27 protein-coding genes are annotated in these 24,242 nt (G+C 67.7%); 6 read left to right on the top strand and 21 right to left on the bottom strand.

Annotated elements, in window-relative coordinates:
• Window positions 1–86 precede the first annotated feature (86 nt).
• Together ACOGXQ_RS20460 and ACOGXQ_RS20455 are read left to right on the top strand one after the other, a co-directional pair.
• Window positions 87–1,664, top strand: coding sequence for a hypothetical protein (locus ACOGXQ_RS20460; protein WP_419945442.1), 1,578 nt, complete (start codon window positions 87–89; stop codon window positions 1,662–1,664).
• 42 nt (window positions 1,665–1,706) lie between these two features.
• Window positions 1,707–2,285, top strand: a complete 579-nt coding sequence (locus tag ACOGXQ_RS20455; protein ID WP_419945441.1) for an alpha/beta family hydrolase — start codon at window positions 1,707–1,709, stop codon at window positions 2,283–2,285.
• A gap of 12 nt (window positions 2,286–2,297) precedes the next feature.
• Here the strand turns inward: ACOGXQ_RS20455 and lhgO are convergent, their stop codons facing one another.
• On the bottom strand, window positions 2,298–3,509 hold the full coding sequence (lhgO, locus tag ACOGXQ_RS20450; RefSeq protein WP_419945440.1) for an L-2-hydroxyglutarate oxidase: 1,212 nt from the start codon (window positions 3,507–3,509) through the stop codon (window positions 2,298–2,300).
• Between the two features lie 167 nt (window positions 3,510–3,676).
• On the opposite strand from lhgO, the gene glpX reads away from it, so the two are divergent.
• Both glpX and ACOGXQ_RS20440 read left to right on the top strand, forming a co-directional pair.
• On the top strand, window positions 3,677–4,714 hold the full coding sequence (gene glpX, locus ACOGXQ_RS20445; protein WP_419945439.1) for a class II fructose-bisphosphatase: 1,038 nt from the start codon (window positions 3,677–3,679) through the stop codon (window positions 4,712–4,714).
• A 3-nt stretch (window positions 4,715–4,717) separates the two neighbouring features.
• Window positions 4,718–5,155 carry a phosphoribosyl-AMP cyclohydrolase gene (locus ACOGXQ_RS20440; protein WP_419945438.1) on the top strand — a complete coding sequence of 146 codons (438 nt, stop codon included), beginning with the start codon at window positions 4,718–4,720 and terminating at the stop codon, window positions 5,153–5,155.
• Between the two features lie 4 nt (window positions 5,156–5,159).
• On the opposite strand, the gene atpC is transcribed toward ACOGXQ_RS20440, so the two are convergent.
• From atpC to ACOGXQ_RS20340, 20 genes are all read right to left on the bottom strand, one after another.
• Complete coding sequence (atpC, locus tag ACOGXQ_RS20435) at window positions 5,160–5,543, bottom strand: ATP synthase F1 subunit epsilon (protein WP_419945437.1); 384 nt, start codon at window positions 5,541–5,543, stop codon at window positions 5,160–5,162.
• A 38-nt stretch (window positions 5,544–5,581) separates the two neighbouring features.
• The gene (gene atpD / locus ACOGXQ_RS20430) at window positions 5,582–7,048 is read right to left on the bottom strand and encodes a F0F1 ATP synthase subunit beta (RefSeq protein ID WP_419945436.1); all 1,467 of its coding nucleotides are present in this window, start codon (window positions 7,046–7,048) and stop codon (window positions 5,582–5,584) included.
• 40 nt (window positions 7,049–7,088) lie between these two features.
• Window positions 7,089–8,057 (bottom strand): F0F1 ATP synthase subunit gamma, encoded by a 969-nt coding sequence (locus tag ACOGXQ_RS20425; protein WP_323671797.1) that lies wholly within the window; start codon window positions 8,055–8,057, stop codon window positions 7,089–7,091.
• Window positions 8,058–8,074: 17 nt separating this feature from the next.
• Entirely contained in the window at window positions 8,075–9,661 is a 1,587-nt protein-coding gene (gene atpA, locus ACOGXQ_RS20420; protein WP_419945435.1) for a F0F1 ATP synthase subunit alpha, read from the bottom strand.
• The gene (atpH, locus tag ACOGXQ_RS20415; protein ID WP_419945434.1) at window positions 9,658–10,185 is read right to left on the bottom strand and encodes an ATP synthase F1 subunit delta; all 528 of its coding nucleotides are present in this window, start codon (window positions 10,183–10,185) and stop codon (window positions 9,658–9,660) included. The genes atpA and atpH overlap by 4 nt, the downstream gene beginning before the upstream one ends.
• Before the next feature lie 102 nt (window positions 10,186–10,287).
• Window positions 10,288–10,827, bottom strand: coding sequence for a F0F1 ATP synthase subunit B (gene atpF / locus ACOGXQ_RS20410; RefSeq protein ID WP_419945433.1), 540 nt, complete (start codon window positions 10,825–10,827; stop codon window positions 10,288–10,290).
• 9 nt (window positions 10,828–10,836) lie between these two features.
• Window positions 10,837–11,091 carry an ATP synthase F0 subunit C gene (atpE, locus tag ACOGXQ_RS20405; RefSeq protein WP_419910458.1) on the bottom strand — a complete coding sequence of 85 codons (255 nt, stop codon included), beginning with the start codon at window positions 11,089–11,091 and terminating at the stop codon, window positions 10,837–10,839.
• Window positions 11,092–11,171: 80 nt separating this feature from the next.
• Window positions 11,172–11,984, bottom strand: a complete 813-nt coding sequence (gene atpB, locus ACOGXQ_RS20400) for a F0F1 ATP synthase subunit A (RefSeq protein WP_419945432.1) — start codon at window positions 11,982–11,984, stop codon at window positions 11,172–11,174.
• Entirely contained in the window at window positions 11,981–12,418 is a 438-nt protein-coding gene (locus ACOGXQ_RS20395; RefSeq protein ID WP_419945431.1) for an ATP synthase subunit I, read from the bottom strand. Before ACOGXQ_RS20395 ends, atpB begins: the two co-directional genes overlap by 4 nt.
• Window positions 12,415–12,756, bottom strand: a complete 342-nt coding sequence (locus ACOGXQ_RS20390; RefSeq protein WP_419945430.1) for a hypothetical protein — start codon at window positions 12,754–12,756, stop codon at window positions 12,415–12,417. The genes ACOGXQ_RS20395 and ACOGXQ_RS20390 overlap by 4 nt, the downstream gene beginning before the upstream one ends.
• Before the next feature lie 18 nt (window positions 12,757–12,774).
• Window positions 12,775–14,043 carry a serine hydroxymethyltransferase gene (glyA, locus tag ACOGXQ_RS20385; RefSeq protein WP_419945429.1) on the bottom strand — a complete coding sequence of 423 codons (1,269 nt, stop codon included), beginning with the start codon at window positions 14,041–14,043 and terminating at the stop codon, window positions 12,775–12,777.
• A gap of 72 nt (window positions 14,044–14,115) precedes the next feature.
• A complete protein-coding gene (gene rpiB / locus ACOGXQ_RS20380) occupies window positions 14,116–14,589 on the bottom strand; it encodes a ribose 5-phosphate isomerase B (RefSeq protein WP_419945428.1) in 474 nt (157 codons plus the stop codon).
• A gap of 29 nt (window positions 14,590–14,618) precedes the next feature.
• Window positions 14,619–16,157 carry a peptide chain release factor N(5)-glutamine methyltransferase gene (gene prmC, locus ACOGXQ_RS20375; protein ID WP_419945427.1) on the bottom strand — a complete coding sequence of 513 codons (1,539 nt, stop codon included), beginning with the start codon at window positions 16,155–16,157 and terminating at the stop codon, window positions 14,619–14,621.
• 28 nt (window positions 16,158–16,185) lie between these two features.
• A complete protein-coding gene (gene prfA / locus ACOGXQ_RS20370) occupies window positions 16,186–17,277 on the bottom strand; it encodes a peptide chain release factor 1 (RefSeq protein WP_419945426.1) in 1,092 nt (363 codons plus the stop codon).
• Between the two features lie 32 nt (window positions 17,278–17,309).
• The gene (locus ACOGXQ_RS20365; protein WP_419945425.1) at window positions 17,310–18,395 is read right to left on the bottom strand and encodes a hypothetical protein; all 1,086 of its coding nucleotides are present in this window, start codon (window positions 18,393–18,395) and stop codon (window positions 17,310–17,312) included.
• A 93-nt stretch (window positions 18,396–18,488) separates the two neighbouring features.
• The gene (locus ACOGXQ_RS20360) at window positions 18,489–18,746 is read right to left on the bottom strand and encodes a type B 50S ribosomal protein L31 (protein ID WP_419945424.1); all 258 of its coding nucleotides are present in this window, start codon (window positions 18,744–18,746) and stop codon (window positions 18,489–18,491) included.
• A gap of 84 nt (window positions 18,747–18,830) precedes the next feature.
• Window positions 18,831–20,225, bottom strand: a complete 1,395-nt coding sequence (locus ACOGXQ_RS20355; RefSeq protein WP_419945423.1) for a hypothetical protein — start codon at window positions 20,223–20,225, stop codon at window positions 18,831–18,833.
• A gap of 194 nt (window positions 20,226–20,419) precedes the next feature.
• Window positions 20,420–21,820: a threonine synthase gene (gene thrC, locus ACOGXQ_RS20350; RefSeq protein ID WP_419945422.1), complete on the bottom strand. Its 1,401-nt coding sequence runs from the start codon at window positions 21,818–21,820 to the stop codon at window positions 20,420–20,422.
• Between the two features lie 24 nt (window positions 21,821–21,844).
• Window positions 21,845–23,188 (bottom strand): homoserine dehydrogenase, encoded by a 1,344-nt coding sequence (locus ACOGXQ_RS20345; protein ID WP_419945421.1) that lies wholly within the window; start codon window positions 23,186–23,188, stop codon window positions 21,845–21,847.
• Window positions 23,189–23,321: 133 nt separating this feature from the next.
• Complete coding sequence (locus ACOGXQ_RS20340) at window positions 23,322–23,561, bottom strand: hypothetical protein (protein ID WP_419945420.1); 240 nt, start codon at window positions 23,559–23,561, stop codon at window positions 23,322–23,324.
• Between the two features lie 110 nt (window positions 23,562–23,671).
• Here ACOGXQ_RS20340 and ACOGXQ_RS20335 point away from each other — a divergent pair, with 110 nt between their 5' ends.
• A complete protein-coding gene (locus ACOGXQ_RS20335) occupies window positions 23,672–23,908 on the top strand; it encodes a hypothetical protein (RefSeq protein WP_419945419.1) in 237 nt (78 codons plus the stop codon).
• Window positions 23,895–24,236, top strand: coding sequence for a type II toxin-antitoxin system PemK/MazF family toxin (locus ACOGXQ_RS20330; RefSeq protein WP_419945418.1), 342 nt, complete (start codon window positions 23,895–23,897; stop codon window positions 24,234–24,236). Before ACOGXQ_RS20335 ends, ACOGXQ_RS20330 begins: the two co-directional genes overlap by 14 nt.
• Window positions 24,237–24,242 lie beyond the last annotated feature (6 nt).

Raw genomic sequence — 24,242 nt, 5'->3', positions numbered from 1 at the left:
CGATACCACCATCGGCGTGCTCGGTCTACTGCATGTCGGATTCGAGATGCAGATGCAGCACCCGCGGGTGTGCTAGGCCCGCCGCCGTGACCCGCCAAGTTCGCACCTTCATGGCGGACGCTGACGAGATGGGCACGCTGCTGCGTCCCCGTGACGACATCGTGCTGGAGACAGCGAACCGCTCTGTCAGCGGCAGTCACCATTTCGGCCTCGCGGGCGGGCCATTCACCAGCTACTCCCGCCTCGTTGAGGTCTCGCCGTCTGAAGAAGACAGCGTCGGCAACGCAACCACGGGGGCGGCTCGGAGATTCCGCGTCACCGAGACGGTCGAGTGGCAGCTCGCCGTGCCATGGTTCGGACCTGCGTTCAACATCGGCGTCCGGCGTGCGATGCGAACTGGGCGCACCGGCGACGGCGCCCAGCCGGTCTGGGCGCCCCCGCGGCGATTCACTCCACGCGCCGCGACCGTCATGGCGATGCTGGCTGCGGTGGCAATGCTGAGCGGTTACTTGGCGAACGCGCCCTCTGAGCTGCACACCTACGCAGCCGACGAGTTCGGCGCGGACCAAGCCGCGCAGGGTCTGCTGGGCATCGTCGTGCGCATCGGGACATTGCTCGCGATCTGCGTGTCGGTGCTGGCCGACCGGCACGGGCGACGGCGCGTCGTGGCGGGCGCCATCGGCGTCGGCATAGCAGCCGCGGCGTGCGCCGCGCTGGCGCCGAGCATGGTCTGGCTGGGCGCGTTCCTGCTGATGAGCCGTACGGCCAACGCGGCCCTCGGAGCGACCGTCGTCGTGATGGCGCTGGAGGAGATCCCCGCCGGCTGCCGGGCCTGGTGCCTGTCCGTGCTGGCGATGTCGGCTGCGCTCGGTGCCGGCGTCGTCGTGTGGCTGCAGCCGATCACGGATCTCGCGCCATGGGCGTGGCGCCTGCTGTTCGCCTTCCCGCTCGTCGCGCTGGCTGCCGCACGGCCGCTGCTCCGACGACTGCCCGAGAGCCGCCGGTTCGAGCGGAGAGGTCGCAACGTCGTGCTGAGCGGCTACTGGCGGCAGATCGCGCTGCTGGGTGCCATCTACTTCGCGTTCGGTCTGTTCCTGGGTCCAGTCGACTGGTTCCGCAACGAGTACCTGCGAGACGAGCACGGCTTCAGCGCAGCGCTGGTGTCGCTGTTCGTCTTGGGCACTGCGACACCGGCGGGTCTTGCCGTGTATGCAGCCGGCCGGCTGGCTGACTCCCGGGGTCGGCGCGCCATCCTGGCGATCGCCTCGGTGGCTGGACTGGGCTCGCTGGTAGCCCTGTTCAACCTGTCAGGCGCTGCACTGTGGCTGACAGGTCTCGTCGGGGCGGTGCTGTCCGCGGGATTGCTGCCAGCCCTCGGCGTGTACCGCGGCGAGCTGTTCCCGACTGCCGTGCGGACACGCGCCGCAACCATCACCGGCGCGATGGGCGTCGTCGGCGCCGCCGTGGGCATCGGGACGGCAGGCTGGCTGCGCACGGCGTGGGGCAGCTTCGGCGACGTGATCGCGCTGCTGTGGTTGGGACCGTTGCTGGCTGCGGTGCTTGCCGTGACGCGGCTGAGCGAACGCGGCAGCCGCGAACTCGAAGAGCTGCATCCTGCCGATGCCGCGGCAGATCCCGAAGGCCCGTGGCTGCAGCAACCCTGACCGTGCGGAGCGACGCCTCGGCCGGGACATGATGAGGCTGCGATGACGACCGTCGAAGCTCTCCTGCTGACCCCGGGCGCCGGCGGCGGCGCGGACCACCGAACGCTCGTGGCCATCGAGGCAGCGCTGGATGGGCGCATTGCGGTGCGGCGGCACGACTTCGCCTACCGGCGGGCCGGGCGGCGAGCGCCGCCACGCGCCCCCGCTGTCGCCGCCGAGCTGGCCGCCGAGCTGCCCCGCATCGCAGCTGAACTGGGCGTGCCGCCCGGACGCTTGGCGCTTGGCGGCCGCTCGTTCGGCGGCCGTGTCTGCTCGATGGCAGTCGCCGACGGCGCCCCCGCTGGGGGTCTCGTCCTGCTCAGCTACCCACTGCATCCCCCCGACCGGCCCGAGCGGCTCCGCACCGGGCACTTCGACCGGATCGACGTGCCATGCCTGTTCGTCTCGGGTGCCCGCGATCCGTTCGCCTCACCAGAGGAATTGCGCGAGCACACCGCTGCAATCGCGGGAGCCGTCACGCTGCGCTTCATCGACGGAGCCCGCCACGACCCCAGCTCGATCGCGGCTCGCGGGGCGGTCGTCGAATGCGTCAGGGAGTGGTTGGACGATCTTGGCGGCTGACGACCCGGTGGGTCAGGCCTCGATCCCGCTCACGATCATCTTGGCGATCTCGAGGCTGGACGTGGCCGCCGGGCTCGGCGCATTGAGCACATGAGTGCTGCGCCTCGACGTGGTCACAGCAAAGTCGTCCTCCAGCTCGCCGTCGGGATCCATCGCTTGGGCCCGCACACCCGCGGGCGAGCGGACCAGATCCGCAACGGTGATGTCAGGTACCAGCCGCTGCAGTGCTCGCGTGAACGCGGCCTTGTTCAGCGAACGCCATACCTCTGCGGCCCCTGTCCGCCAATAGCGCTGGGCCAAGCGCCACAGGCCGCGGTTGGCGAGGTGCTCGCGCAGTTGTGCACCGCTGATGTCGCTCCACCGGTAGCCCTCGCGAGCGAGCGCCAGCACCGCGTTGGGTCCCGCGTGGATCGTGCCGTCGATCATCCGCGTCAGGTGAACGCCGAGGAACGGAAAGCTCGGGTCGGGCACCGGGTAGATGAGGTTGTTGACCAGGTACGAACGCTCCGGGGTGAGCTCGTAGTACTCGCCGCGGAACGGGACGATGCGGTAGCCGCTCGCAGCGCCTGCCAGAGCTGCCACCTGATCGCACCGCAGGCCGGCGCAGTTGGTGAGCCGCGCAGCCTCCAGGTCGCCCGTCGTGGTAGCGATCCGCATGCTGTCGGCGCTCTCGGTGATCCCGACCACCCTCGTCGAGGTGCGCAGCTCGCCGCCTGCGGCCTCGATCTCGGCGATGAGAACCCCGCACACGGCGCTGTAGTCCGCGATGCCCGTGCTCGGGATGTGCAGTGCCTCGACGCCCGCGCAGTACGGCTCGAACTCGGCCAGACGCCGGGCATCGATGAGTTCTGCTTCGACGCCGTTGTCCACTGCGCGAGCGGCGAGCACCGCAAGCCGCTCACGCTCAGTTCGGTCCACCGCGACGATGACCTTGCCGCACACCTCGTGCGCGATGCCGTGCCGACGGCAGAACTCGACCATCGAGCTGCGCCCCCCGACCGCCAGCTTGGCCTTGGCCGATCCCGGCCGGTAGTAGACGCCCGAGTGCAGCACTCCCGAGTTGCGTCCCGTCTGGTGCAGTGCCGGGCGGGCTTCGGCTTCGAGGACCACGACACGTCGCCCAGGGTGATCTGCGAGATAGCGGTGCGCTGTCGCCAAGCCGATGATTCCCGCTCCCACCACGGCCAGGTCGACATGCGGCGTCGATGTCGAGGCGGCGGACATCGAAGCGAAGCTACCCCGATGGCCGCCATGAGTTCTCGACGGCCATTGCACCAAAAGGCTGAGTCCCGGGTCCGAGCGGCCCGCAAGCAAAGCGAACAAGAGCGGGCAACAATTGGCGACCCAGTGAGAAGGCTCACATCTCAGCGCATCCTCTAGGGTCGGCGGCGATGAACGGCAAACGCAGATCCTTCGGCGACCGGGGCCGCGACGATCCGGATCTCTCCCGGCGGGCTCCCGACCGCAACCTCGCGCTCGAGTTGGTGCGCACGACGGAGGCTGCGGCTATGGCTGCCTCCCGCTGGATGGGCCGCGGCGACAAGGACGGCGCCGACGGGGCGGCGGTCGATGCGATGCGAGTCGTGCTCTCCAGCGTACCCATGGACGGGATCGTCGTCATCGGCGAGGGCGAGAAGGACGACGCGCCGATGCTCTTCAACGGCGAGTCCATCGGTGACGGCACCGGGGCGCTGACCGACGTGGCGGTGGATCCGATCGACGGCACCACGCTGACCTCGCTGGGCCGCGGGAATGCCATCTCAGTGATCGCTGTGTCGCCTCGCGGCACGATGCTCGATCCTGGACCGTGCGTGTACATGGAGAAGATCGCGGTAGGTCCCGATGCCAAGGGCGTCATCGACCTCAACCGGACTCCCTCAGAGAACCTTCGTGCGATCGCGGAGGTCACGGGGCAGGGCCTGCGGGACCTGACGGCGGTGGTGCTCGACCGCGACCGCCACGCTGAGCTGATCGGGGAGATCCGGGAGACCGGCGCACGCATCAGGCTCATTCCCGACGGCGACGTCGCCGGCGCCATCTCGGCTGCGGCCAGTGACACCACCGATGTGCTCTTCGGCATCGGCGGCACTCCCGAGGGAATCATCTCGGCAGCAGCGTTGAAGTGCCTCGGCGGGGAGCTGCAGGGCCGGCTCTGGCCGCGCAACGACCATGAGCGCCAAGCCTCGATCGCGGCCGGCTTCGATCTCGAACAGATTCTGCATATCGACGACCTGGTTCAATCCGACGACGTGTTCTTCGCCGCCACCGGCATCACCGACGGCGAATTGCTGCACGGCGTGAAGTTCGCCGCGCACCGCGCGGTCACCGATTCGCTGGTCATGCGCTCTCGCAGCGGAACCGTCCGCCGGATCGAGGCCACGCACGACATCGACAAGCTCAGCGCCTACGCAGCAGTCGACTTCACCTGAGCCATGTCAGCCCCCCAGACGGACCCGGCGCCCGACGACCTCGAGGAAGGCACAGTCGCCCGCATCGACTTCGGCAAGGTCGCCCAGATCGGGCGCGACGGCCATCAAGTCGTGCCGGTGGTGCTGCAGGATGCCGACAGCGGCGACGTGCTGTTCATCGGCTACGCCAATGACGAGGCCCTGCGGCTTACATTCGAGCGTCGCAGCGCTGTGCTGTATTCCACCTCCCGCAACGAGATCTGGCACAAGGGCGCCACCTCGGGCGACATGCTCTCGCTCGTCGAGGTGCGGGTGAACTGCGAGCAGAATTCGCTGCTCTACCGGGTGCGGCGTGACGGCGGCGGCGCCTGCCATACCCGCGACGCCAGCGGGGCATCGAGGCCCAGCTGCTACTACCGCTCGGTCGAGGCCACCCAGGAACTTCGTTTTCTCAGCGACTGAGCGCTCAAGCGGCGCCGGCGACTGCGATGCGTGTCTCGGCCCACGCCAAGGCCGCTTTGGCGTCATCGTCGCCTGCGTCGGCTGCCACCGCGGCCCGGGCCGCCTCAAGATCGGCCTCGGCTTCCGCAACGTCGATCTCGTCGGCCGCAAGTGCGGCGTCGCTGAGGATCGTCACGACGTTGTGGCTGACTTCCACGAAGCCCCGGTTGATGGCGAGCGTCACGATGCCGTCGGAAGCCCACAGCTGGGTCTGGCCGATGTCGAGGGCACCGATGAATGCTGCGTGGTGGTCCAAGAAGGCGATATCGCCGTCCACCGTGCGCGTCACCACCTGACTGCATTCGCCGCTGAACAGCACCGCTTCGGGCGAGACGAGTTCAACCTGCATTGGGCTCGACCTGCATCCGTTGTTGGGGGCGCCGGCTCTCAGGCCCCGGCCTGGGCCAGATCGCGGGCCTTGGCCATCGCCGACTCGGCATTGCCAACGTTGAGGAACGCCTGCTCGGGCAGGTCGTCCAGGTCGCCGTTGCAGAGCATCTCGAACGACTCGATCGTCTCTGAGACCGGCACGAAGATGCCCGGCAGGCCCGTGAAGACCTCAGCGACGAAGAACGGCTGGCTCAAGAAGCGCTGGATCTTGCGGGCCCGGTCGACGGTGATGCGGTCTTCCTCGGACAGCTCGTCGAGGCCCAGGATGGCGATGATGTCCTGCAGTTCCTTGTAGCGCTGCAGGATCTCCTGGGTGCGCCGTGCCACGTTGTAGTGGCGGTCGCCCACTACCTCGGGGCTGAGGATGGTGGACGTCGAGGCCAGCGGGTCCACGGCCGGGTAGATGCCCAACGAGGCGATCTGCCGGCTCAGCTCGGTGGTGGCATCGAGGTGCGTGAATGTGGTGAAGGGCGCCGGGTCGGTGTAGTCGTCGGCCGGCACGTACACCGCCTGCAGCGAGGTGATGGAGTGGCCCGATGTGGAGGTGATGCGCTCCTGCAGCTCGCCCATCTCGTCGGCGAGGTTGGGCTGGTAGCCGACCGCCGAGGGCATGCGCCCCAGCAGCGTGGACACCTCCGAACCTGCCTGCACGAAGCGGAAGATGTTGTCGACGAACAGCAGCACCTCTTGGCCCTGCACGTCGCGGAAGTACTCGGCCATGGTCAGCGCCGACAGCGCGACTCGCAGCCGGACGCCCGGCGGCTCGTCCATCTGCCCGAAGACGAGCGCCGTCTTTTCGAGCACACCGGATTCCTCCATCTCCAGATAGAGGTCGGTGCCCTCACGGGTGCGCTCCCCCACGCCGGCGAACACCGACACGCCGCCGTGCTGGGAGGCGACACGGTTGATCATCTCGGTGATGAGCACGGTCTTGCCCACGCCGGCACCGCCGAACAGGCCGATCTTGCCGCCCTCCACGTAGGGCTCCAGCAGGTCGATGACCTTGATGCCCGACTCGAACATGGTGGCCTTCGGCTCGAGCGTGTCGAAGGCGGGTGCTGGACGGTGGATCACCCAGCGGTCCGCGATGTCTTCAGTGTCGCTGGTGATCTCAGCGCCATCCAGCGGCTGACCGAGCACGTTGAAGATGTGCCCCAGCACCCCGTCACCCACAGGCACAGTGATGCCCTGACCGGTGTTGACGACGGTCATGCCGCGGGTCAGGCCGTCGGTGGCCTTCATCGACACGATCCGCACGCGGTTGTCGCCGATCTGCTGGGCCACCTCGCCGGTGATGGTGACCGGCTGGCCCTCCAGCTCCACGTGCATCTCCACGGCGGTGTTGATCTCGGGGATCGCACCGGGCGGGAACTCCGCGTCGACAACCGGCCCGGCAATGGCCACCACGCGGCCATCGGCGTGCTCGGCGCTGCCGTCGGTGGTTCTCTCTTCGGTCATCGTCATTGCTGTCACTCCTCGCGCAGAGCGGAGACTGGTTGGATTGCTAACGGCCGCGGAACAGGTCCGCTGTACGGGCTTCGATGGTGTCTGAGAGCAGGTCGACTTCGCCGCCGGCGGTCTGGGCGAGCGCCTCTGCACCGCCGACGATCTCCATGATCTCGGTGGTGATGGCGTCCTGGCGGGCGCGGTTCATGACGCGCGTCAGGTTGGTCTTGAGCTCCTCGGCGTTGTCGGTGGCCGCCTTCATGGCGCGCTGGCGGGCCGCGTGCTCTGACGCCGAGGCTTCGAGCAACGCCGAGTAGAGCCGCGCCTCCGCGTAACGCGGCAGCAGCCGCTCGAGAATCGCGGCGGGTTCGGGCTCGAACTCGTAGCCGCCTTCGGGACCGCCGGCTGAGCCCGCGGTGTCGTCAGCGTCGTCGAACTCGCCGGCGTCGAGCGGCATGAATGGCACGATGGCGACCGACTGATTGCCCATGGAGTGGAACTGGGTGTAGGCCAGCATGACCCGTTGGCAGCCGTTCTCGAACAGCTCGGTCGCCGCCACGGCAACCTGCTGGGCGTCCGCGTAGCTGGGCTGGTCGCTGAAGCCCTCGAAACCCGCTGCGATGCGGAAGTTGCGGAAGCGGAAATACCCCAGTGCCTTGCGCCCAGACAGCACCAGCTCGTAGTCGCGACCTTCCGCTGCGTCGGCGGCGATGGCCCGTTCGGTGGCCCGCAAGACGTTGTTGTTGTAGCCACCGCACAGGCCGCGGTCAGCGGCAATGACAACGTAAGCGACCTTGGAGACCTCAGCGGGCTCGCGCAGGAGCGGGTGGTCTGCTTCGCCACCAGCGGACGCCAAGTTGGCGATGACGGCCGTCACCTTGTCGCTGTAGGGCCGCGCTGCGCGAACGCGTGCCTGCGCACGGACAATTCGTGATGCCGCGATCAGCTCCATGGCGCGCGTGATCTTCTTGGTGGCATCGATCGACCTGATACGACGCCGAAGAATGCGCTCCTGACCGCTTGCCATCGGTGCTCAGACCCCGCTCAGTCCTCGCTCGCAGCGTCGTCGTCGGCCGAACCCGTGGCGTCGCCACCGTCCGCGTCGGCGGATGTGGCGAACTGGGCCGTGAAGGCCTCAACGGCAGCCTGCAGCGCTGTCCCGTCGACGTCGCCACTCGAGCGGATGTCGGACATCAATGCGCTGTGCCGCGTACCCATGTAGGCGAGCAGCTCGTCCTCGTACCGGTTGATGTCATCGACGGGAATGCCGTCGACATAGCCGTTGGTGCCCGCATAGATGACGACGACTTGCTCCTCGACGGGCATCGGCGAATTGAGCCCCTGCTTCAGCAGCTCCACCAAGCGGTAGCCCCGGCCGAGCTGAGCCGCGGACACAGCGTCAAGCTCGGAGCCGAACGTGGCGAATGCCTCGAGGTCGCGGAACTGGGCGAGATCGATCTTGAGTGTCCCAGCCACGCTCTTCATGGCCTTGGTCTGCGCAGCAGATCCCACTCGAGACACCGAGATGCCCACGTCTACTGCAGGCCGCACGCCCGATTTGAACAGGTCGTCCTGCAGATAGATCTGACCGTCGGTGATCGAGATCACGTTGGTCGGGATGTACGCCGAGACGTCTCCGGCCTTGGTTTCGATGATCGGCAGTGCCGTCAGCGAGCCTGCGCCGTTGACATCGGACAGCTTGGCGGCACGCTCGAGCAGCCGGCTGTGGAGGTAGAAGACATCGCCCGGGTAGGCCTCGCGGCCAGGAGGCCGACGCAGCAACAGGGACATCTGACGGTAAGCCTCGGCCTGCTTGGACAGGTCGTCATAGACAATCAGGGCGTGATCACCGGTTTCCATCCAATGCTGGCCCATCGCGCAACCCGCGTACGGCGCCAAGTACTTGAACGGGGCAGGGTCTGACGCTGGCGCCGAGACCACGACGGTGTACTCCATGGCGCCGCGCTCGCGCAGCGTGTTGACCACCTGTGCCACCGTCGAGCCCTTCTGCCCGATGGCGACGTAGATGCACTTCACGCCGAGGCCTGCCTGGTTCAGAATCGTGTCGACCGCGACCGAGGTCTTGCCGGTCTTGCGGTCGCCGATGATGAGCTCGCGCTGGCCCCGCCCGACCGGTGTCATCGAGTCGATGGCCTTGATGCCCGTCTGCAGTGGTTCATGCACCGGCTTGCGGCCCATCACGCCGGGCGCCTGGATCTCCATGCGCCGTTCGACGGCACCGGTGATGTCGCCTTGGCCGTCGATCGGCTCCCCTAGCGCGTTGACCACGCGGCCGAGCACAGCGTCGCCCACCGGGACCGACAGGATGCGACCGGTGGCGCGGACTGCCTGTCCCTCCTCGATGTGCTCGACGCTGCCGAGCACGACCGCGCCGATCGACTCTTCGTCGAGGTTCAGCGCGAGGCCTACGTCGCCGCTCTGGAACTCGAGAATCTCGTTCACTGAGCAGCCAGGCAGGCCTGACACGCGGGCGATGCCGTCGCCGACCTCGAGAATGCGCCCGATGGTGCCCGACTCGATCGCCGGGTCGAAGCCCTCGAGGTTGCGGCGGATTGCCGAGGTGATGTCACCAATATCAATTGACAATGGGTTGATGGAAAGATCGGTCACAACAGGCGCTCCTTCATCTTGTCGAGCCGAGTGCGTACCGAGCCATCGAAGACCGTGTCGCCGATCTGGGCGGTCAGTCCTCCGATGATCTCGGGGTCCACTACGACATGGACGGTCACGTTGCGGCCGCTGGCTCGGCTGAGCGCCCCGGCTACTCGGGCGATTTGCTCTTCGGTGAGCGCGACAGCCGAGCGGACCTCGGCCACGGCGCCTCCTCGCGTGGCCGCCGCCAACGCGAGAGCTTCGTCCGCCACGGCATCGATGTCGCCGCCACGGCCGGCTCCGACCAGCATCGCCACCACGTTGAGGGTGACCGGCGATGCCTGGTCGGCCAGCAGGTCCTCGACGATGCCGATGCGACGCGAGGCCGGCACCGAACGGTCCGACAGCACGCGGCGCAGTTCCTCATTCCCGGCAGCCGCGCGGCCCACCGCGGACAGCTCTTCGGTCACCCGGTCGAGCACGTCCTCAGCCTGTGCGATGGCCACGACGGCGCTGGCGTACTGATCGGTTCGCTCGCTCATTGGTCGATCCTGGCCTGCGTCATGATCATGAGTTCAACTCCTGTCCCCATCCGGAGCCTGCTGTTCGGGCTGAACGGCACCGGCGGGCGACTGCGGGGAGGTTCAGTTCCCCACCCGTTCGATGTAGTCCTCGATGAGCTGGGCGTGGGCCGCCTCGTCGATGCTGGCGCGCACCACCTGCTCGGCGGCGCCCACGGCGATGGACGTGATGTCGGACCGCACCTCGGCCATGGCCCGTTCACGGGCGGCCTCGATGTCGGCTTCGGCCTGAGCCCGTCGCTCGGCGATCTCGGGCTCGATGGCCGCAAGCCGTTCCTGGCGGACGGCTTCCGCAGCTGCCCTGGCCTCCTCGATGATGCGCGCTGCCTCGGCATTCGCCTCGGCGATACGGCTGTCATAGGACGCACGCAGTTCCTCGGCCTCGGCTTTGGCGCTGGCAGCAGCGTCCAGGTCGCCCTGGATCCGCTCAGTGCGCGCCTCCATGGCCCGCCGGATCGGCGGCAGCGCCAGCTTCCACATGACGATCAAGAGGAGGAAGAACGCGATCGAACCCCAGATCACCTCGAACCATTCGGGGATGATCGGGTTGGATGTGGCCTCGCCCTCGGTCGCTGCGAGCAGGCTGGATGCCAGCGAGTTCATCGGTGCCTCCTACGCGAAGTTGAGCAGGATGAACACCACGAAACCGATGAGGGCCAATGCCTCAGTGAACGCGATGCCCAAGAACATGGTCGTACGGACCATGCCTGCTGATTCGGGTTGGCGCGCCATCGCTGTGATGGCATTGCCGACGACCAGGCCGATGCCGACGCCGGGGCCGATGGCCGCAAGGCCGTAGCCCAAACCGGCGCCGACAGCCTTGAGGCCGTCGACCGCGTTGTCCGCTTGTGCGAGCAATTCGATCACTCGTCTCTCCTGTTGTTCGGGAACTGTCGGGAACTGTTTGTGGGGATCTGTGGTTGGAGCCGCGGGTGCGGCGGTTGGGCCTAGTGCTCTGGGTGCAGTGCGCCGCCGATGTACACGGCAGTGAGGATCGTGAAGATGAACGCCTGCAGCACCGAGACCAGGATCTCGAAGGCCGTGAGCCCGATCAGCATCAGGAACGGCGCCGGCGTGATGATGACCAGCCACGTGGGCGTGCTGTCGGTGAGCGCCAGCCAGAACACGGTGTGCGACAGCACGGCGAACGTGACCAGCAGCAGGTGGCCGGCGAGCATGTTGGCGAAGAGCCGAACCGCCAGCGAGAACGGCCTGACCACGACCGTCGAGATGAACTCGATCGGCAAGACGATGATCAGCAGCGCCTTGGGGACCCCAGGGGGGACGGTGATGTTCTTCAAGTAGCCGAAGAACCCGTGGTTCTTGATGCCGATGGTGTTGTAGATCAGCCACACCAGCACGGCGAGCGTCAGCGGCATCGCCATGCGGGCATTGCCCGGGAAGTGAATGAGGGGGACTACCTCAGTGATGTTCGAAAACAGGATGAAGAAGAACATCGTCAGCAAGAACGGCAGGTAACGCATCCCATCGGGGCCGATGGTCTGCATGATGATGTTCTCGCGAATGAATTGCACCGAGGTCTCGGCCACCGTCTGGATGCCGCGGGGGGCAGTAATGACTTCCGCCCGGTCGTAGCGACGCTTCGCCATCACGAACATCACCACCGGGGCCACGAAGGCGAAGAGGTAGATGATGCCGACCTTGTTCAGCGCGAACACCGTGTCGTCAAGCCCCGGCAGGACGTTCGGCCACTCCAAGAGGTGTCCGATGTCAGGGAAGGTCAGCGCTAGCAAGTTCACTTCTGCTCCTTGCCGGGACGTTGAAGATCAAGGCCTGGGGCCGCGAGCCGCAGGGAAACATAGCGGATCTCCCACACAAGCAGACCGAGATGGCTCGTGATGATGGTGATCGCGATGGGCACAGGCTCGAAGAAGCTGAGCTGGGCGACGGCGAGCACGATGCACGCAAGCACCGCGAGGCGCGCGATGAAGCCGCCCAGCGTGGCCCCCATGAGCGCGACCGGCGATGTACGCGCACCCCACGCCATGAGCGCCGCGGCCGCCGCGAGATTGCCGATGACCAGCACATAACCAAGTGCCGAGGAGAACGCACCGCCCGTCCCCCAGATGAAACCGCTGACAACAACCCAAGCCGGCAACATCCACAGGCTCCGCCGCGCTATGTCCCGCGCGATGCCCCATTCCGGGGAGCGTTCGTCGCGTTCGGAGCTCACGCGAATGAGTCGGCGTCGACGTCGAGTGAGACACCCGTCGGCAGCGACGCCGACTCGTCGAGGCCCGCGGCGCGGTCTATGCCCCGCGGCTCCGAAGGCCGGCTCGAGGCCATCTCCTGCTCATGAGCCTGCATGCGCTCGGTGTAGCGGTACCACTCGACGAGCAGCTTCAAGATGAACGCCACCATGCCGAAGCTCAGAGCAAGCCACGGTCCTGTGCTCCACCAGTGGTCCAGCCCGAAGCCGGCTGCTGCGAAGATGGCCGGCGTCACGACGATCTCGATGGCCTTGGCCAGACCGTCTTCGCTGCCGCTGCCGCCAACGACGTCGCGTGCCATGTGCACAGGCTACGAGCGTCAGCGGTCGTAAGGCGGAAAGGCGGCGCAGAGTTCGGCGACTTCGGCTCGCACCTGGGCGATGACGCCTTCGTTGTCGGGGGCTCGCAGCACCCGTGCGGTGAATTCGGCGATCATCGCCATCTCGTCGGGGCCCATGCCCTGCGTGGTGACCGACGGGGTGCCCATGCGCAGGCCGCTGGTGACGAACGGCGAGCGCGGGTCGTCGGGGATGGCGTTGCGGTTCAGCGTGATCCCGGCCGAGTCGAGTGCTTCTTGGGCCACCCTGCCGGTCAGGTCGGCGTCGAATGTGCGCAGGTCGATCAGCAGCAGGTGATTGTCGGTGCCGCCCGATACCAACCGGAAGCCGTGATGGCCGAGTCCGTCGGCCAGCGCCGCAGCGTTGGAGACGATGCGTGCTTGGTATGCGGCGAACTCGGGGCGCGCCGCTTCGGCGAACCCCACCGCCTTGGCTGCAACCGCGTGATCGAGCGGGCCGCCTTGGCTGCCGGGGAAGACGGCCGAGTCGATGCGCTTGGCGTACTCCTGGGTGCACAGAATCGTCCCGCCACGCGGTCCGCGCATCGTCTTGTGGGTGGTGAACGTGACGATGTCCGCGTGCTCCACCGGATTGGGGTGCACGCCGCCCACGATCAGCCCGGCGATGTGTGCGGCGTCGAACATGAACACGGCGCCGGTCTCGTCGCAGATCTCGCGGAATGAGGCCGAGTCGATGCGACGGGGATACGCCGTCGCCCCTGCCACGATCAGCTTGGGGCGGTGCTCACGGGCCAGGTCGGCCACGGCCTCATAGTCGATGCGCTCGTCGCTGCGGGTCAGGCCGTAGCTGACGAAGCTGTAGAGCTTGCCGCTGGCGTTCACCGGCGACCCGTGGGTGAGGTGGCCGCCGTGGTCGAGGCTCATGCCCATCACGGTGTCGCCGATGTCGAGCAGTGCCAAGTACACCGCGGCATTGGCCTGCGATCCCGAGTGCGGCTGCACGTTGGCGTGCTCGGCGCCGAACAGCGCCTTGACCCGGTCGATCGCCAACAGCTCGGCCGTGTCGGCATTGGCGTTGCCGCCGTAGTAGCGACGGCGGGGGTAGCCCTCGCTGTACTTGTTGGTGAGCACGCTGCCGGTGGCGGCCATGACCGCCGGCGAGGCGAAGTTCTCCGAGGCGATGAGTTGGACCGTCGTCATCTGGCGCTCGAACTCGGCTGCCAGCACGGCATCGATCTCGGGATCGCCCAGCGACGCCCAGCTCGCTGCGGTCGGGTGCGTTCGGGTCATCAAGCGGTGTCTCCTTGGGTTGCCCGTCGTGTGTGCGGTGTGCCTCGGTTCGCCCTCAGACGCCAGAGCAACTCAGCACCGGCCGAGTGCGTCGATCTTGTCCACCCGTCGCTGGTGCCGTCCGCCTTCGAACGCCGCTGCGAGGTACGCATCCAGTGCGGCGACGGCCCCACGGTCATCCAAGAGGCGGGCGCCGAGGCAGATCACGTTGGCATCGTTGTGCTCGCGGGCGAGCCGGGCCGATGTCTCATCGTGCACGGTGGCCGCTCGGATGCCGGCCACCTTGCCGGCCGCCATAGCGATGCCGATGCCGCTGCCGCACACAGCTACACCGAGGTCTGCCGTCCGGCTCGCCACCGTCTTGCCGACGGCTTCGCCGAAATCGGGGTAATCGACCGATTCCGGGCCGCTCGTGCCCAAGTCGACAATGGCGTAGCCTCCGTTGCGGAGGTGTTCGGCCAAGCGATCCTTCAGCTCCCAACCGGCGTGATCGGACGCGAGCGCGATGACGGTTTCGCCCGGGGTGGACGAGCTGCGGGGGGCCACGGCGTCAGTCTCGCAGCGGTCGCTGCCGCTCAGGTGCCAGATTCGGCAGAAATCTCGGGTAACTCGAGTGAGCCGACCCCGACAGCGCCGTCTCGCAGCACAACGGGCTGGTCCCCGGTGACGTCCACCACCGTCGAAGCGGCGCCACCCGCCGCCCGCCCACCGATGACGCAGGCGAGTCTCGGCGGCGTGACGAGACTCGCCGCTGCCTCGTTGGCGTCTGCCGGTGTCTCGAAGCCGTGCCGGTTGGCGCTCGTGCCGGTCACCGGTCCGACCTCGTCGATGAGCCACCGCAGCCAGCCTGCCGCCGGCGCTCTCACGCCCAGAGTCTCGCGACCGTGCAGCGGGTCCGGACCGCCACGACGGCGGGCTACCAGCGTGAGTCCCCCGGGCCAGTGACGCTCGGCGAGCGTCCGTGCCTGCGCAGAGAACTCGACCAGCTCCTCAGCTTGGGCCAATCCCGACACGAGGATCGGCATCGGTTCGGTGCGGGGACGGTCCTTGGTCTTGCACACACGGGCGACCGCTTCGGTGTCTGCGTACCGAGCCATGATCCCGCAGAGCGTGTCGGTTGGGGCCACGACGAAGTGGCCCTCGCGCAGCAGCCTCGTCGCCTGTTCGATGACGAGACTGTCTGGTTCATTTTGGGGTCGAATGGCGACGAGCACGCGATCGAGGCCAGCAAGGTCGGGTTCGACGCTCACGTCTTGGTAGCCGCGAGCGCTCGCTATCTCGGAAACCGCTGCCCCCTGATCGGAGCCGATCTCCAGTGCCAGGAGCCCGCCTGGCGCCAGCCAGCCGCGGGCATCGCGCACAATCGTGCGCAACGCGCTGAGACCGTCGGTCCCCGCATACAGCGCCTCATGTGGCTCCCAGTTGTCGATTTCAGGCGGAAGAGCCTCCGCGTCTGCCACGTACGGCGGGTTGGACACGATGAGATCGAGCTGTCCTCGAAGCTCCGCTGCGCAGATGATGCCTTGCGGATCGAAGAAGCCCAAGAGCGCCTCGAACCAATCTCCCTGGCAGAGCGAGACCCGGCTCGCTGCACTCCCCAGCCCCGCCAGGTTCGCGGCCGCCAACGCCAGCGCCTCCGCAGAACTGTCGGTGGCCAGTACGTGCGCCTGGGGCACCTCGTGAGCGATCGACAGCGCAATCGCACCGCAGCCGGTGCCCAGATCGGCCACGACCACCTCCGACTGACGGCGGCGTCGCACGGTCTGGAACAGCCAGTCGATGGCGACACCCGCGACGACTTCAGTCTCGGGGCGCGGGATCAGCGCTCGATTGTCGACCGCCAAGTCGAGTTCGCGGAATCCCCATCTGCCGAGGACGTACTGCAGCGGCTCGCCGGCGACACGCCGTGCTGCCATGGCGTCGGCGTGGGACACCATCCGCACCGTCATCGGCGTCTTGGGTGCCAGGGCGATCTCGGCGACATCGCATCCGCTGGCCTCCGCAGCGATATGGCGTGCGCTCACGTCGGGCTCCGGCACTCCGGCCCCCGAGAACTGCTCGCGCAAACCCCGGTACAGGTCTCCCAACCTCAGAGCTTCCTTTGCCGGCGGCACTGGACCTCGCTCGTGGGCTGGGAGGATGTCAGTCGCCGGCGGCAGCCGCGGCGAGCTGTTCGGAACGCTCGGCTTGCTGCAGGGCATCGAAGATCTCGTCGAGCTCGCCGGCCAGCACCCGGTCCAGCTTGTAGATCGTCAATCCCACCCGGTGATCGGTGACGCGGTTCTCTTTGAAATTGTAGGTCCGGATCTTCTCCGAGCGACCTCCCCCGCGCACCTGATTCCGCTTGTGGGCGGCCACCTCTGCAGCGTGGGCCTCCTGGGACAGCTGCAGCAGCCGGGAGCGCAGCACCCGCATCGCCTTCGCGCGGTTTTGCAGCTGGCTCTTCTCGTCCTGCATCGACACGACCACACCTGTGGGCTTGTGGGTGACGCGCACGGCGGAGTCGGTCGTGTTCACAGATTGGCCGCCGGGACCCGACGAGCGGAAGGTGTCGACAATGAGGTCATTCGGATCGATCTCCACGTCCACCTCCTCGGCCTCAGGCAGAACGCTGACCGTCGCCGAGGACGTGTGGACACGTCCTTGGGACTCGGTCACCGGCACCCGCTGCACCCGGTGCGGTCCCCCCTCGTGCTTCAAGCCACGCCACACGCCCGGGCCGCGCACCGCAAAGGTGACGTTGGTGAACCCGCCCATGTCGCTGTCCTGGCGCCCGAGGAGTTCCAGCGACCATCCCGCCTGTGCTGAGACGTACGCGCGATACATCTCGAAGAGATCCCGGGCCCAGATGTTGGCTTCCTCGCCGCCTTCAGCACCCTGGATCTCCACGATGACGTCTCGCTCGTCGTTCGGATCGACGGGCAGGAGCAGGGTCTTGAGGCGCTCGTCGAGGTCCGCGGCGCGTCGCGACGCCGCCTCCAGCATCTGGGTCGCCTCGACGGCATCGTCGCCGTCGCTCGCATCGAGGAGGTCCTGGGCAGCTTCGGTGTCGGCGAGAGCGAGATGCGCCTCCTGGGCGACTTCGATGATCTCGCCGATGCGCGCCAGCCTCCGGCCGAGCTCCGCGAACTGCGCCCGGTCGCCGGACGCAGCACCCTCGCCCAGCTTCCGTTCAAGCTCCGCCCGCTCGGCTTCCAGCGCATCGAGCCGCAGAGATTCGACAGTGCCCGACACGTGTTCAGGCTAACTGGGGGCTTGCTGCCACCTCAGGTGCTCTCGCCCGAAAAAGTGCGCCATCCGTCATCGATCTCAACGATCTCGGCGGGGTTGTCGAGCCTTTCCGCCATGGCTCTGATGACCTCGTGAGCGTCGCGTTGGGGCACGGCAACGGCCAGCTCGGCATCGGGGTCCAAGAACAGCCGGGCGTCAGCCGCGAACGGCACCACATCGAGATCAATGCCGACGCCGGCCACGACGACGATGCGACGGCCATCGGGCGTCAGGCCGTATGCCACAGCCGGCGACGAGTCCTTGGGACCTCCGCGCTCGACGGGCGGCGACGCAGCGCGCAGGCGGCCTGCCCGCACCAGGTCCGGTCGGCGTATCAGCAGCGAACGCAGCCAGCGGGCTGCGCCCATCCGGTTCAGCGGATGGGGCGACGCTCCCGCGCAACGGTGCGTGCGCACCACGTCCGCGACGCGGCGAATGGCCTCGGCGGTGGGCTCGTCGGCATGCAGGAGCGCAAACGCCTCCCGATCGTGCGCACCGACGCCGACTTCGATCTGCCATGCCACCGCAGGGGCGTCGCCGCTGTCGGGATCACCGTCGCCGGGGCTTTCGTCGGTGCTGCTGGCGCCGGTGGCCGCCGCCGAGGCCACGATGCGCGCCACCTCGAGTCCTTCCACCTCACCGGTGATGACACCGTGCTCCACCGCGATCTCGACGCCAGCGCTGGCGAGCAGCGCCACGAGCTCAGGCACCCGCGGCGGGGCGGATTCGGTCGGCCGCGGTGACGGTTCTGCATGCACAGCCGTGTCGCCCTGGATCTGCCACACCGAGGGAGGCTTGGTGAAGCAGACAGCCCGCCTCGCCAACAGACCGCTGTGGTCGTCTGCGAAGACGTGCACAGCGTCGCAGCCGCTGCGAATCGCCAACGCCAGTGCGCCGCCGAGCGCCCGCTCGGGGCGTTCCTGCGCGAGGCAGACCACCGCAGGCTCAGCGCCGGCGGTGACGGCAAGGGCGCCGTCATCGGTGCCCGACACCTCGGCCAACTCCACATCGAGCACCGTGCGGGTCAGAACTCTCAGCTTGGCCGCATGCAGGACTCGGATGCGGTCAGCGTCAAGTGTCATGGCTGCTGTCCGCAGTCACGCGCCGCCGCCTAGCGGCGCTTGGTCATTCGCGATGCTCGCCGCGTCCTGGGACAACACCGTTCCGGAGCGGCGTCAGCTCCGCCGCTTCCTCTGACCGTAGCGCCGCTCGAAGCGCTCCACCCGACCGGCGGTGTCGACGATCTTCATCTGGCCGGTGAAGAAGGGGTGACTGGCGCTGGACAGCTCGACATTGGCCAGCGGGTAGGTGTTGCCGTCGGTCCATTCGATCGTGTGGTTGGTCTCGATCGTGGACTGTGTGAGGAAGGCGAAGTCGGCACTGGCGTCGCGGAACACGACGGGTCGGTAATTGGGATGGATGTCGCTCTTCATCGTGTTCCCTGCGTGGACGGCTTCGGGCAGATCAGCCGTTGATCAGGCTACGGGACTCAAGGCCCAACCGCATCTGTCCATCTTTCAGCGGCGTCCGCCGAGGCTGAAGCTGCGGTCGGAGTCAAGACGGATCTCGCCGGAGTCCAGTTCGGCGGAACCGGGCAGCCCGCCGACGAAGGCGATCTCCAGATTCGCCGCCTCGCGCAGCCGCGCAGCTGCGAGGTCATCGGCGGCGCTGCCGGTCGATGTGCGGGCCGTTGCCACCATGGTGACCGAACCGGCGTCTTCCAAGTTCCGGGCGCCTCCGAAGAAGCGCAGCGTCGATGTGATCGCAGCGCCCACGGCGTCGGCGGGCTGGTTCCGCCCGTTGCCGCTCGCCGCATATGCACGGGCGAGCCGCGTCAACCCGTCGAAGAGGATGACGACGTCTTCGCCCGCCTCCGCCATGCGCTTGGTGCGCTCCAGCGTGAGCTCGGCCACAGCGAGATGCTCCTCGGGCGGCCGATCGAACGTCGACGCCAAGACCTCGCCAGAGGTCTCCAGCCGTCGGGTCAACTCGGTGACGTCCTCAGGCCGCTCAGAAATCAGCAGGACGATCAGGTGAATGTCGGGATGACGCTCTCCGATGGCCGTGGCCATAGCCGCCACAAGCGGGGACGTCGGACGGGTTCCGTCGGCCATGAGCAGGCCGCGGGATCCGATGCCGATCGGGACGCCGGCGTCAATGGCTGCCAGCGGTCCGGTCTGCTGGGGGCCGCACAGCATCAGTGCTTCGGTCGGCAGCACCGCCGTGAGGCTGTCGAACAGCGGCCGGTCGGGCACCTCCGGGGGCGGCTCGCCGTTGAGCGTGTCCAAGCGCAGCAGAGCAGGATTTCGCTCGCTGCGGGCCGCCGGCCGGCTGACACCGGTGATGCGGTCGCCGCGGCGCAGGTCGTACTGGCGGACCTGCCGGGCCGCAACGTACACGTCGTCGGCGGAAGGCAACGGCCCGTTTGTGCGCAGGAAGCCGTACCCCTCGTCGCGCAGGTCCAGCAGCCCGTCGCAGTGGACGGTCTCGCCGACAATCGGCGTGTCGTCACGATCGCGTCCGCGGCGGCGGCTGCGACGGTTGCCTTCCTCGGCCACCGGCACCTCGGGCGAGTGGTCTGCGGCGTCCGGCGATCCCTCGTCTGCTGGAGCATCCTGCGACTTCACGGCGCGGGGTGAGGACGACGCCTTGGCAGCAGGTTCGTTGCGGCCAGAGCCGGGCACTGCTGGGGTACGAGTGCGCGTCGTGGTCGCAGGGGCGTGAGCGATGTCGGCCGTCGGATCGAGTTCATCGCCCGCAGCGCTGCCGACGGTGTCCGGGCCAAGAATGGCGCTGATGATCGTGGCCTTGCGGGCACGAGGTGGTACCTCGGCACCGAGCGCCGCGGCGATCTGGAGCAGCTCGTCTCGCTCCTTGGATTCGAGCAAAGCACGATCCGGTGTGTCCGACATGGCGACCTCAGAAGCTCTTGCCTAAGAGCGCAGCCCTGTTGGGCCGCGCAGCGAGTTTGCGTTTCCTGTGCCGGACTCTGTCGCCCGACCCAGCGATCCGGTCCCATGACGCCCGAGCGAACCCCTCACTGAGCACGCTCTGCACTGGGGAACCGTCGATCGGCGCCAACGCTACCGCCGCGCCGTTGGCACCGCTACTGCGATGCTGCTGCGATGACGAAGTCGCGCAGGGTGGCGAGGTCGTTCGGGAGCGCAGTGAGGTGCTCGTCACGATCAGCCAGGGCGGCGAGTGCCGGGGGCAACTCCGGCTCGATGCCTGTTGCCTCAGCTACTGCTTCGCCGAACTTGGCCGGATGGGCGGTGGACATGACCGCCATGGGCGTCGTCCAGCCTCCGGCGGGAGCGTCGCGGCGGGCCACCGTGCGCGCGACCGCTGTGTGAGGGTCGATGAGCCGGTCGTCGGACTCGTGCACAGCGGCGATGGTGGCCGACACCTCGTCCTCGCTCGCCGAGCCGACATCGAAGCCTGCGCGCAGTCTGGCGAGCACGTCGGGCGCCAGCACGAGCGCGTCATCGGTCCGGAAGCGGGCCATGTCGGCGGCGAGCGCGGCGCCGCGGCGGCCGCCCAGCTCGAACAGCAGACGCTCGAAGTTGCTGGACACCCCGATGTCCATGGCCGGGCTGGTGGACGGCCGCACTTCGGCGATGGCCATCTCGCCGGTGCGGTGCGCGCGGGCCAGGATGTCGTTGTGATTCGTGGCGACCACGAGTCGATCGATCGGCACGCCCATGCGGCGGGCCACGTCGCCTGCGAGCACATTGCCGAAATTGCCGGTCGGCACGCAGAACGACACCGCATTGACGGGTGCTCCGAGCCTCACGGCAGTGATCGCGTAATACACGGTCTGCGCTGCGACCCGGGCCCAGTTGATGCTGTTCACGGCGCCGAGTCTCATCCGCTCGCGGAACGGCCGGTCGGCGAACAGTGCCTTAACCAAATCCTGGCAGTCGTCGAACGTGCCGTCGATGGCCACGTTCGTGATGTTGGGACTGTCCACCGTGGTCATCTGCCGCCGCTGGATCTCAGTGACCCGGCCCGCCGGGTGCAGCATCACCAGTTCGATGCCCACCCGGTCGCGGCACGCTTCGATGGCAGCCGAACCCGTGTCGCCCGAGGTGGCGCCCACGATGGTCAGGGTGGTGCCTCGCCGGACAAGTTCGTGCTCGAACAGGCGGCCCAATAGCTGGAGCGCCACGTCCTTGAACGACAGCGTCGGACCCCAGTACAGCTCAGTGAGATGCTCGCCCGTCGACAGCTCGCTGGTGGGCACTACGTCGGGATGGCCGAAAGTCGAGTACGCGTCGCAGGTCAGCACCGCCAAGTCGTCGATGCTGAGCGACGGCGCAACGAAAGGCTCCAGCACCCGCGCCGCTACCTCGTGGTACGGCAGGCTCGCGAAGTCGGCCAGATCGCTGCGGCTGATGGCCGGCAGCTCGGCGGGCACATACAGCCCGCCGTCGGCCGCCAGACCTTCGAGCAGCACATCGCCGAAGTCCAAGACCGGGGCGTCGCCCCGGGTGCTCACGTAGCGCATGACCGAGCCAGCCGATCTCGCCGGCTACTCGCCGATCACACGGATCGCGTTGCCGATGCGCCGCACCGCATCAAGCTCGCGCACGTCGCGCAGCGTGGATGCTACGTCAGCCTCGCGAGCCCGGTGGGTGATGAACTCCAGGTGAGCGATGTCGTCGGCGGCTGCGCCCCGGGTGGTCTGCTCGACCGAGCGGATCGACACCCCGTGCTCGCCGAACACGCCGGCCACCGCAGCCAGCACGCCGGGCTTGTCGGTGACATCGAACTGCAGGTGGTAGGCGGTGCAGGTCTCGTCGATGGGGCGCAGGCGCGCAGCGGTCAGCGGACCGAACCCGTCGCACACGCCCCGGCGCAGGTTCTGCGAAACGGTGATGAGGTCGCCCAGCATGGCGCTCGCCGTCGGGAACCCTCCGGCGCCGCGCCCATACAGCATCAGGTCTTCGACGGCTTCGCCCTCAAGGAACACGGCGTTGAAGGCGTCGCGCACCGATGCCAGCGGGTGGTCGATCGGCACCATGGCCGGATGCACCCGCACGGCGATCTCGCCGTCCTGCCGCTCGGCCACGGCGAGCAGCTTGATGACATGGCCCATCCGGGCGGCGGCTGCGATGTCACCCCTGCCGATCGCGCTGATGCCTTCCTGGTGGACGTCTCCTGCCACGACCTTGGCGCCGAACGCGGTCATGGCCAAGATCGCTGCCTTGGCGCCGGCGTCGAAGCCCTCCACGTCGGCGGTCGGATCGGCTTCGGCATATCCGAGCCGCTGGGCCTCGCCCAGCACATCGGCATAGTCGGCACCGTCCTCGGTCATACGGGTGAGGATGTAGTTGGTCGTGCCGTTCACGATGCCCATCACCCTGGTGATGCGCTCGCCGATGAGCGAGTTGCGCAGCACCCCGATGAGCGGGATCCCGCCGGCCACGGCCGCTTCGAAAGCCAAGTCGACGCCGTTGGCCTCGGCGAGAGCGAACAGCTCGTCGCCGACGTTGGCGATCAGTTCCTTGTTGGCCGTCACGACCGGCTTGCCGGCTTCGAGAGCGGCGCTGACCAAGTGCCGGGCCGGCTCGATGCCGCCCATCGCCTCGACGACCACATCCACGTCGTCGGCGACCACCAGCGACTCGCTGTCGCTGGTCAGCACGTCGTCGGGAACTGCAACCGAACGCTCGGCACTGAGATTGCGGACCGCGACGCGGCTGACCGAGAAGTCGAGCGAGGTGCGACTCGCGAGGTGTGAGGCATCGCGCAGCAGCAGCGACACGAGGGACGCCCCGACGTTGCCGCAGCCGAGGATGCCGACGCGCACCGGTTGGGACGCTTCCGCATCGGGGGCGGCGAGGCGTGCTGACTCGGATCCGGCTCCAGGCACGACCGAAACGGTACCGTCAGTGCCCGCATCCTCCCGCAAGGATTTCCGCAGTCCACTGTCACCACGGCTCGTCGAGGATCGCCGCGGTGCCCGCTGCGGCCTGGGATGACGATGCCGACAACCGCAGCCGGCATCAATCGACGTGCATCAATCGACGCATTGAGGCCACCCACACCAGCGCCGCGCCTTGCACCGCCCACAGCCCGACGGCGACCAACAGCCCGAGTCGCAGCCAGACAGCAGATGTCTCTGCGAACACGAACCAGCCAGCACCCCACGCCAACGCGATGACCCACAACCGGGTACGCCAAGCCTCGAAGCACGACGAGCGTCGTAGCGACTCCGATCTGACCAACCCCCAGGCCGCCACCACGACCGCACCGAGTGCATCAGCAGCAGAGGTCAGACGAATTGGCCGATCGTAGCTGGCTCCCGTAGATATTTTGTAGACATTGATGCAGATGACCGCGCTAGCGTCAGCCCATGGAGACCACCACGATCCGCGTCGATCGCTGCACACATGCCCAGCTGGTCGAGATGAGCCGTGCCAACGGTGACAGTCTGACCGAGACGGTCCGTCAAGCCGCTGATGCGCTGCGCCGGCTGAGACTCGGATTGCGAGTGCAGGAGCAATACGCCGAATTGCGCAGCGACCCACAGGCGTGGGCCGACTACTTGGCCGAGGCCGAATCGACTCACGTGGGCAATGGCATCGATTGACGAGCTCTGGCTCACCGACTTCGGCGAGTCGTACCCGAGCGAACCTGCCTCCCGCCGGCCAGCGCTTGTGATCGGCCCGCCGGACATCTTCGGCTCTGACTTCCCGATCGCGATCGTGGCGCCCCTGACGACGACTCATCGGGGACTGGACCTCCATGTCGAAATCTCCGCAAATGCACGCACGGGCCTGCGCGAGACGAGCTACGTGCAATGCGAACTTCTGCGATCCGTCAACACCAACCGCCTAGTGCGCCCCCTTGGCGTGATCGACGTCAACACCAGCTGGCACGTCAGCGAGATCGTCAGGACGCTGCTGAACCACCCGTAACCCGCC

The sequence above is a fragment of the Candidatus Poriferisodalis sp. genome (assembly GCF_965208485.1).
Taxonomy (GTDB): domain Bacteria; phylum Actinomycetota; class Acidimicrobiia; order Acidimicrobiales; family Poriferisodalaceae; genus Poriferisodalis.
This window is presented reverse-complemented; position numbering and strand designations above follow the sequence as displayed.

Bases quoted from the DNA above. Each gene is read 5' to 3' on its own strand.
- thrC (WP_419945422.1), bottom strand. From the start codon at position 21,820: ATGCGCTACGTGAGCACCCGGGGCGACGCCCCGGTCTTGGACTTCGGC.
- ACOGXQ_RS20365 (WP_419945425.1), bottom strand. From the start codon at position 18,395: ATGACACTTGACGCTGACCGCATCCGAGTCCTGCATGCGGCCAAGCTG.
- ACOGXQ_RS20360 (WP_419945424.1), bottom strand. From the start codon at position 18,746: ATGAAGAGCGACATCCATCCCAATTACCGACCCGTCGTGTTCCGCGAC.
- glpX (WP_419945439.1), top strand. From the start codon at position 3,677: ATGAACGGCAAACGCAGATCCTTCGGCGACCGGGGCCGCGACGATCCG.
- lhgO (WP_419945440.1), bottom strand. From the start codon at position 3,509: ATGTCCGCCGCCTCGACATCGACGCCGCATGTCGACCTGGCCGTGGTG.
- ACOGXQ_RS20355 (WP_419945423.1), bottom strand. From the start codon at position 20,225: ATGTCGGACACACCGGATCGTGCTTTGCTCGAATCCAAGGAGCGAGAC.
- ACOGXQ_RS20455 (WP_419945441.1), top strand. From the start codon at position 1,707: ATGACGACCGTCGAAGCTCTCCTGCTGACCCCGGGCGCCGGCGGCGGC.
- ACOGXQ_RS20425 (WP_323671797.1), bottom strand. From the start codon at position 8,057: ATGGCAAGCGGTCAGGAGCGCATTCTTCGGCGTCGTATCAGGTCGATC.
- atpD (WP_419945436.1), bottom strand. From the start codon at position 7,048: ATGACGATGACCGAAGAGAGAACCACCGACGGCAGCGCCGAGCACGCC.
- ACOGXQ_RS20390 (WP_419945430.1), bottom strand. From the start codon at position 12,756: ATGGCACGCGACGTCGTTGGCGGCAGCGGCAGCGAAGACGGTCTGGCC.
- atpF (WP_419945433.1), bottom strand. From the start codon at position 10,827: ATGAACTCGCTGGCATCCAGCCTGCTCGCAGCGACCGAGGGCGAGGCC.
- ACOGXQ_RS20440 (WP_419945438.1), top strand. From the start codon at position 4,718: ATGTCAGCCCCCCAGACGGACCCGGCGCCCGACGACCTCGAGGAAGGC.
- atpH (WP_419945434.1), bottom strand. From the start codon at position 10,185: ATGAGCGAGCGAACCGATCAGTACGCCAGCGCCGTCGTGGCCATCGCA.
- glyA (WP_419945429.1), bottom strand. From the start codon at position 14,043: ATGACCCGAACGCACCCGACCGCAGCGAGCTGGGCGTCGCTGGGCGAT.
- ACOGXQ_RS20335 (WP_419945419.1), top strand. From the start codon at position 23,672: ATGGAGACCACCACGATCCGCGTCGATCGCTGCACACATGCCCAGCTG.
- ACOGXQ_RS20330 (WP_419945418.1), top strand. From the start codon at position 23,895: ATGGCATCGATTGACGAGCTCTGGCTCACCGACTTCGGCGAGTCGTAC.
- atpC (WP_419945437.1), bottom strand. From the start codon at position 5,543: ATGCAGGTTGAACTCGTCTCGCCCGAAGCGGTGCTGTTCAGCGGCGAA.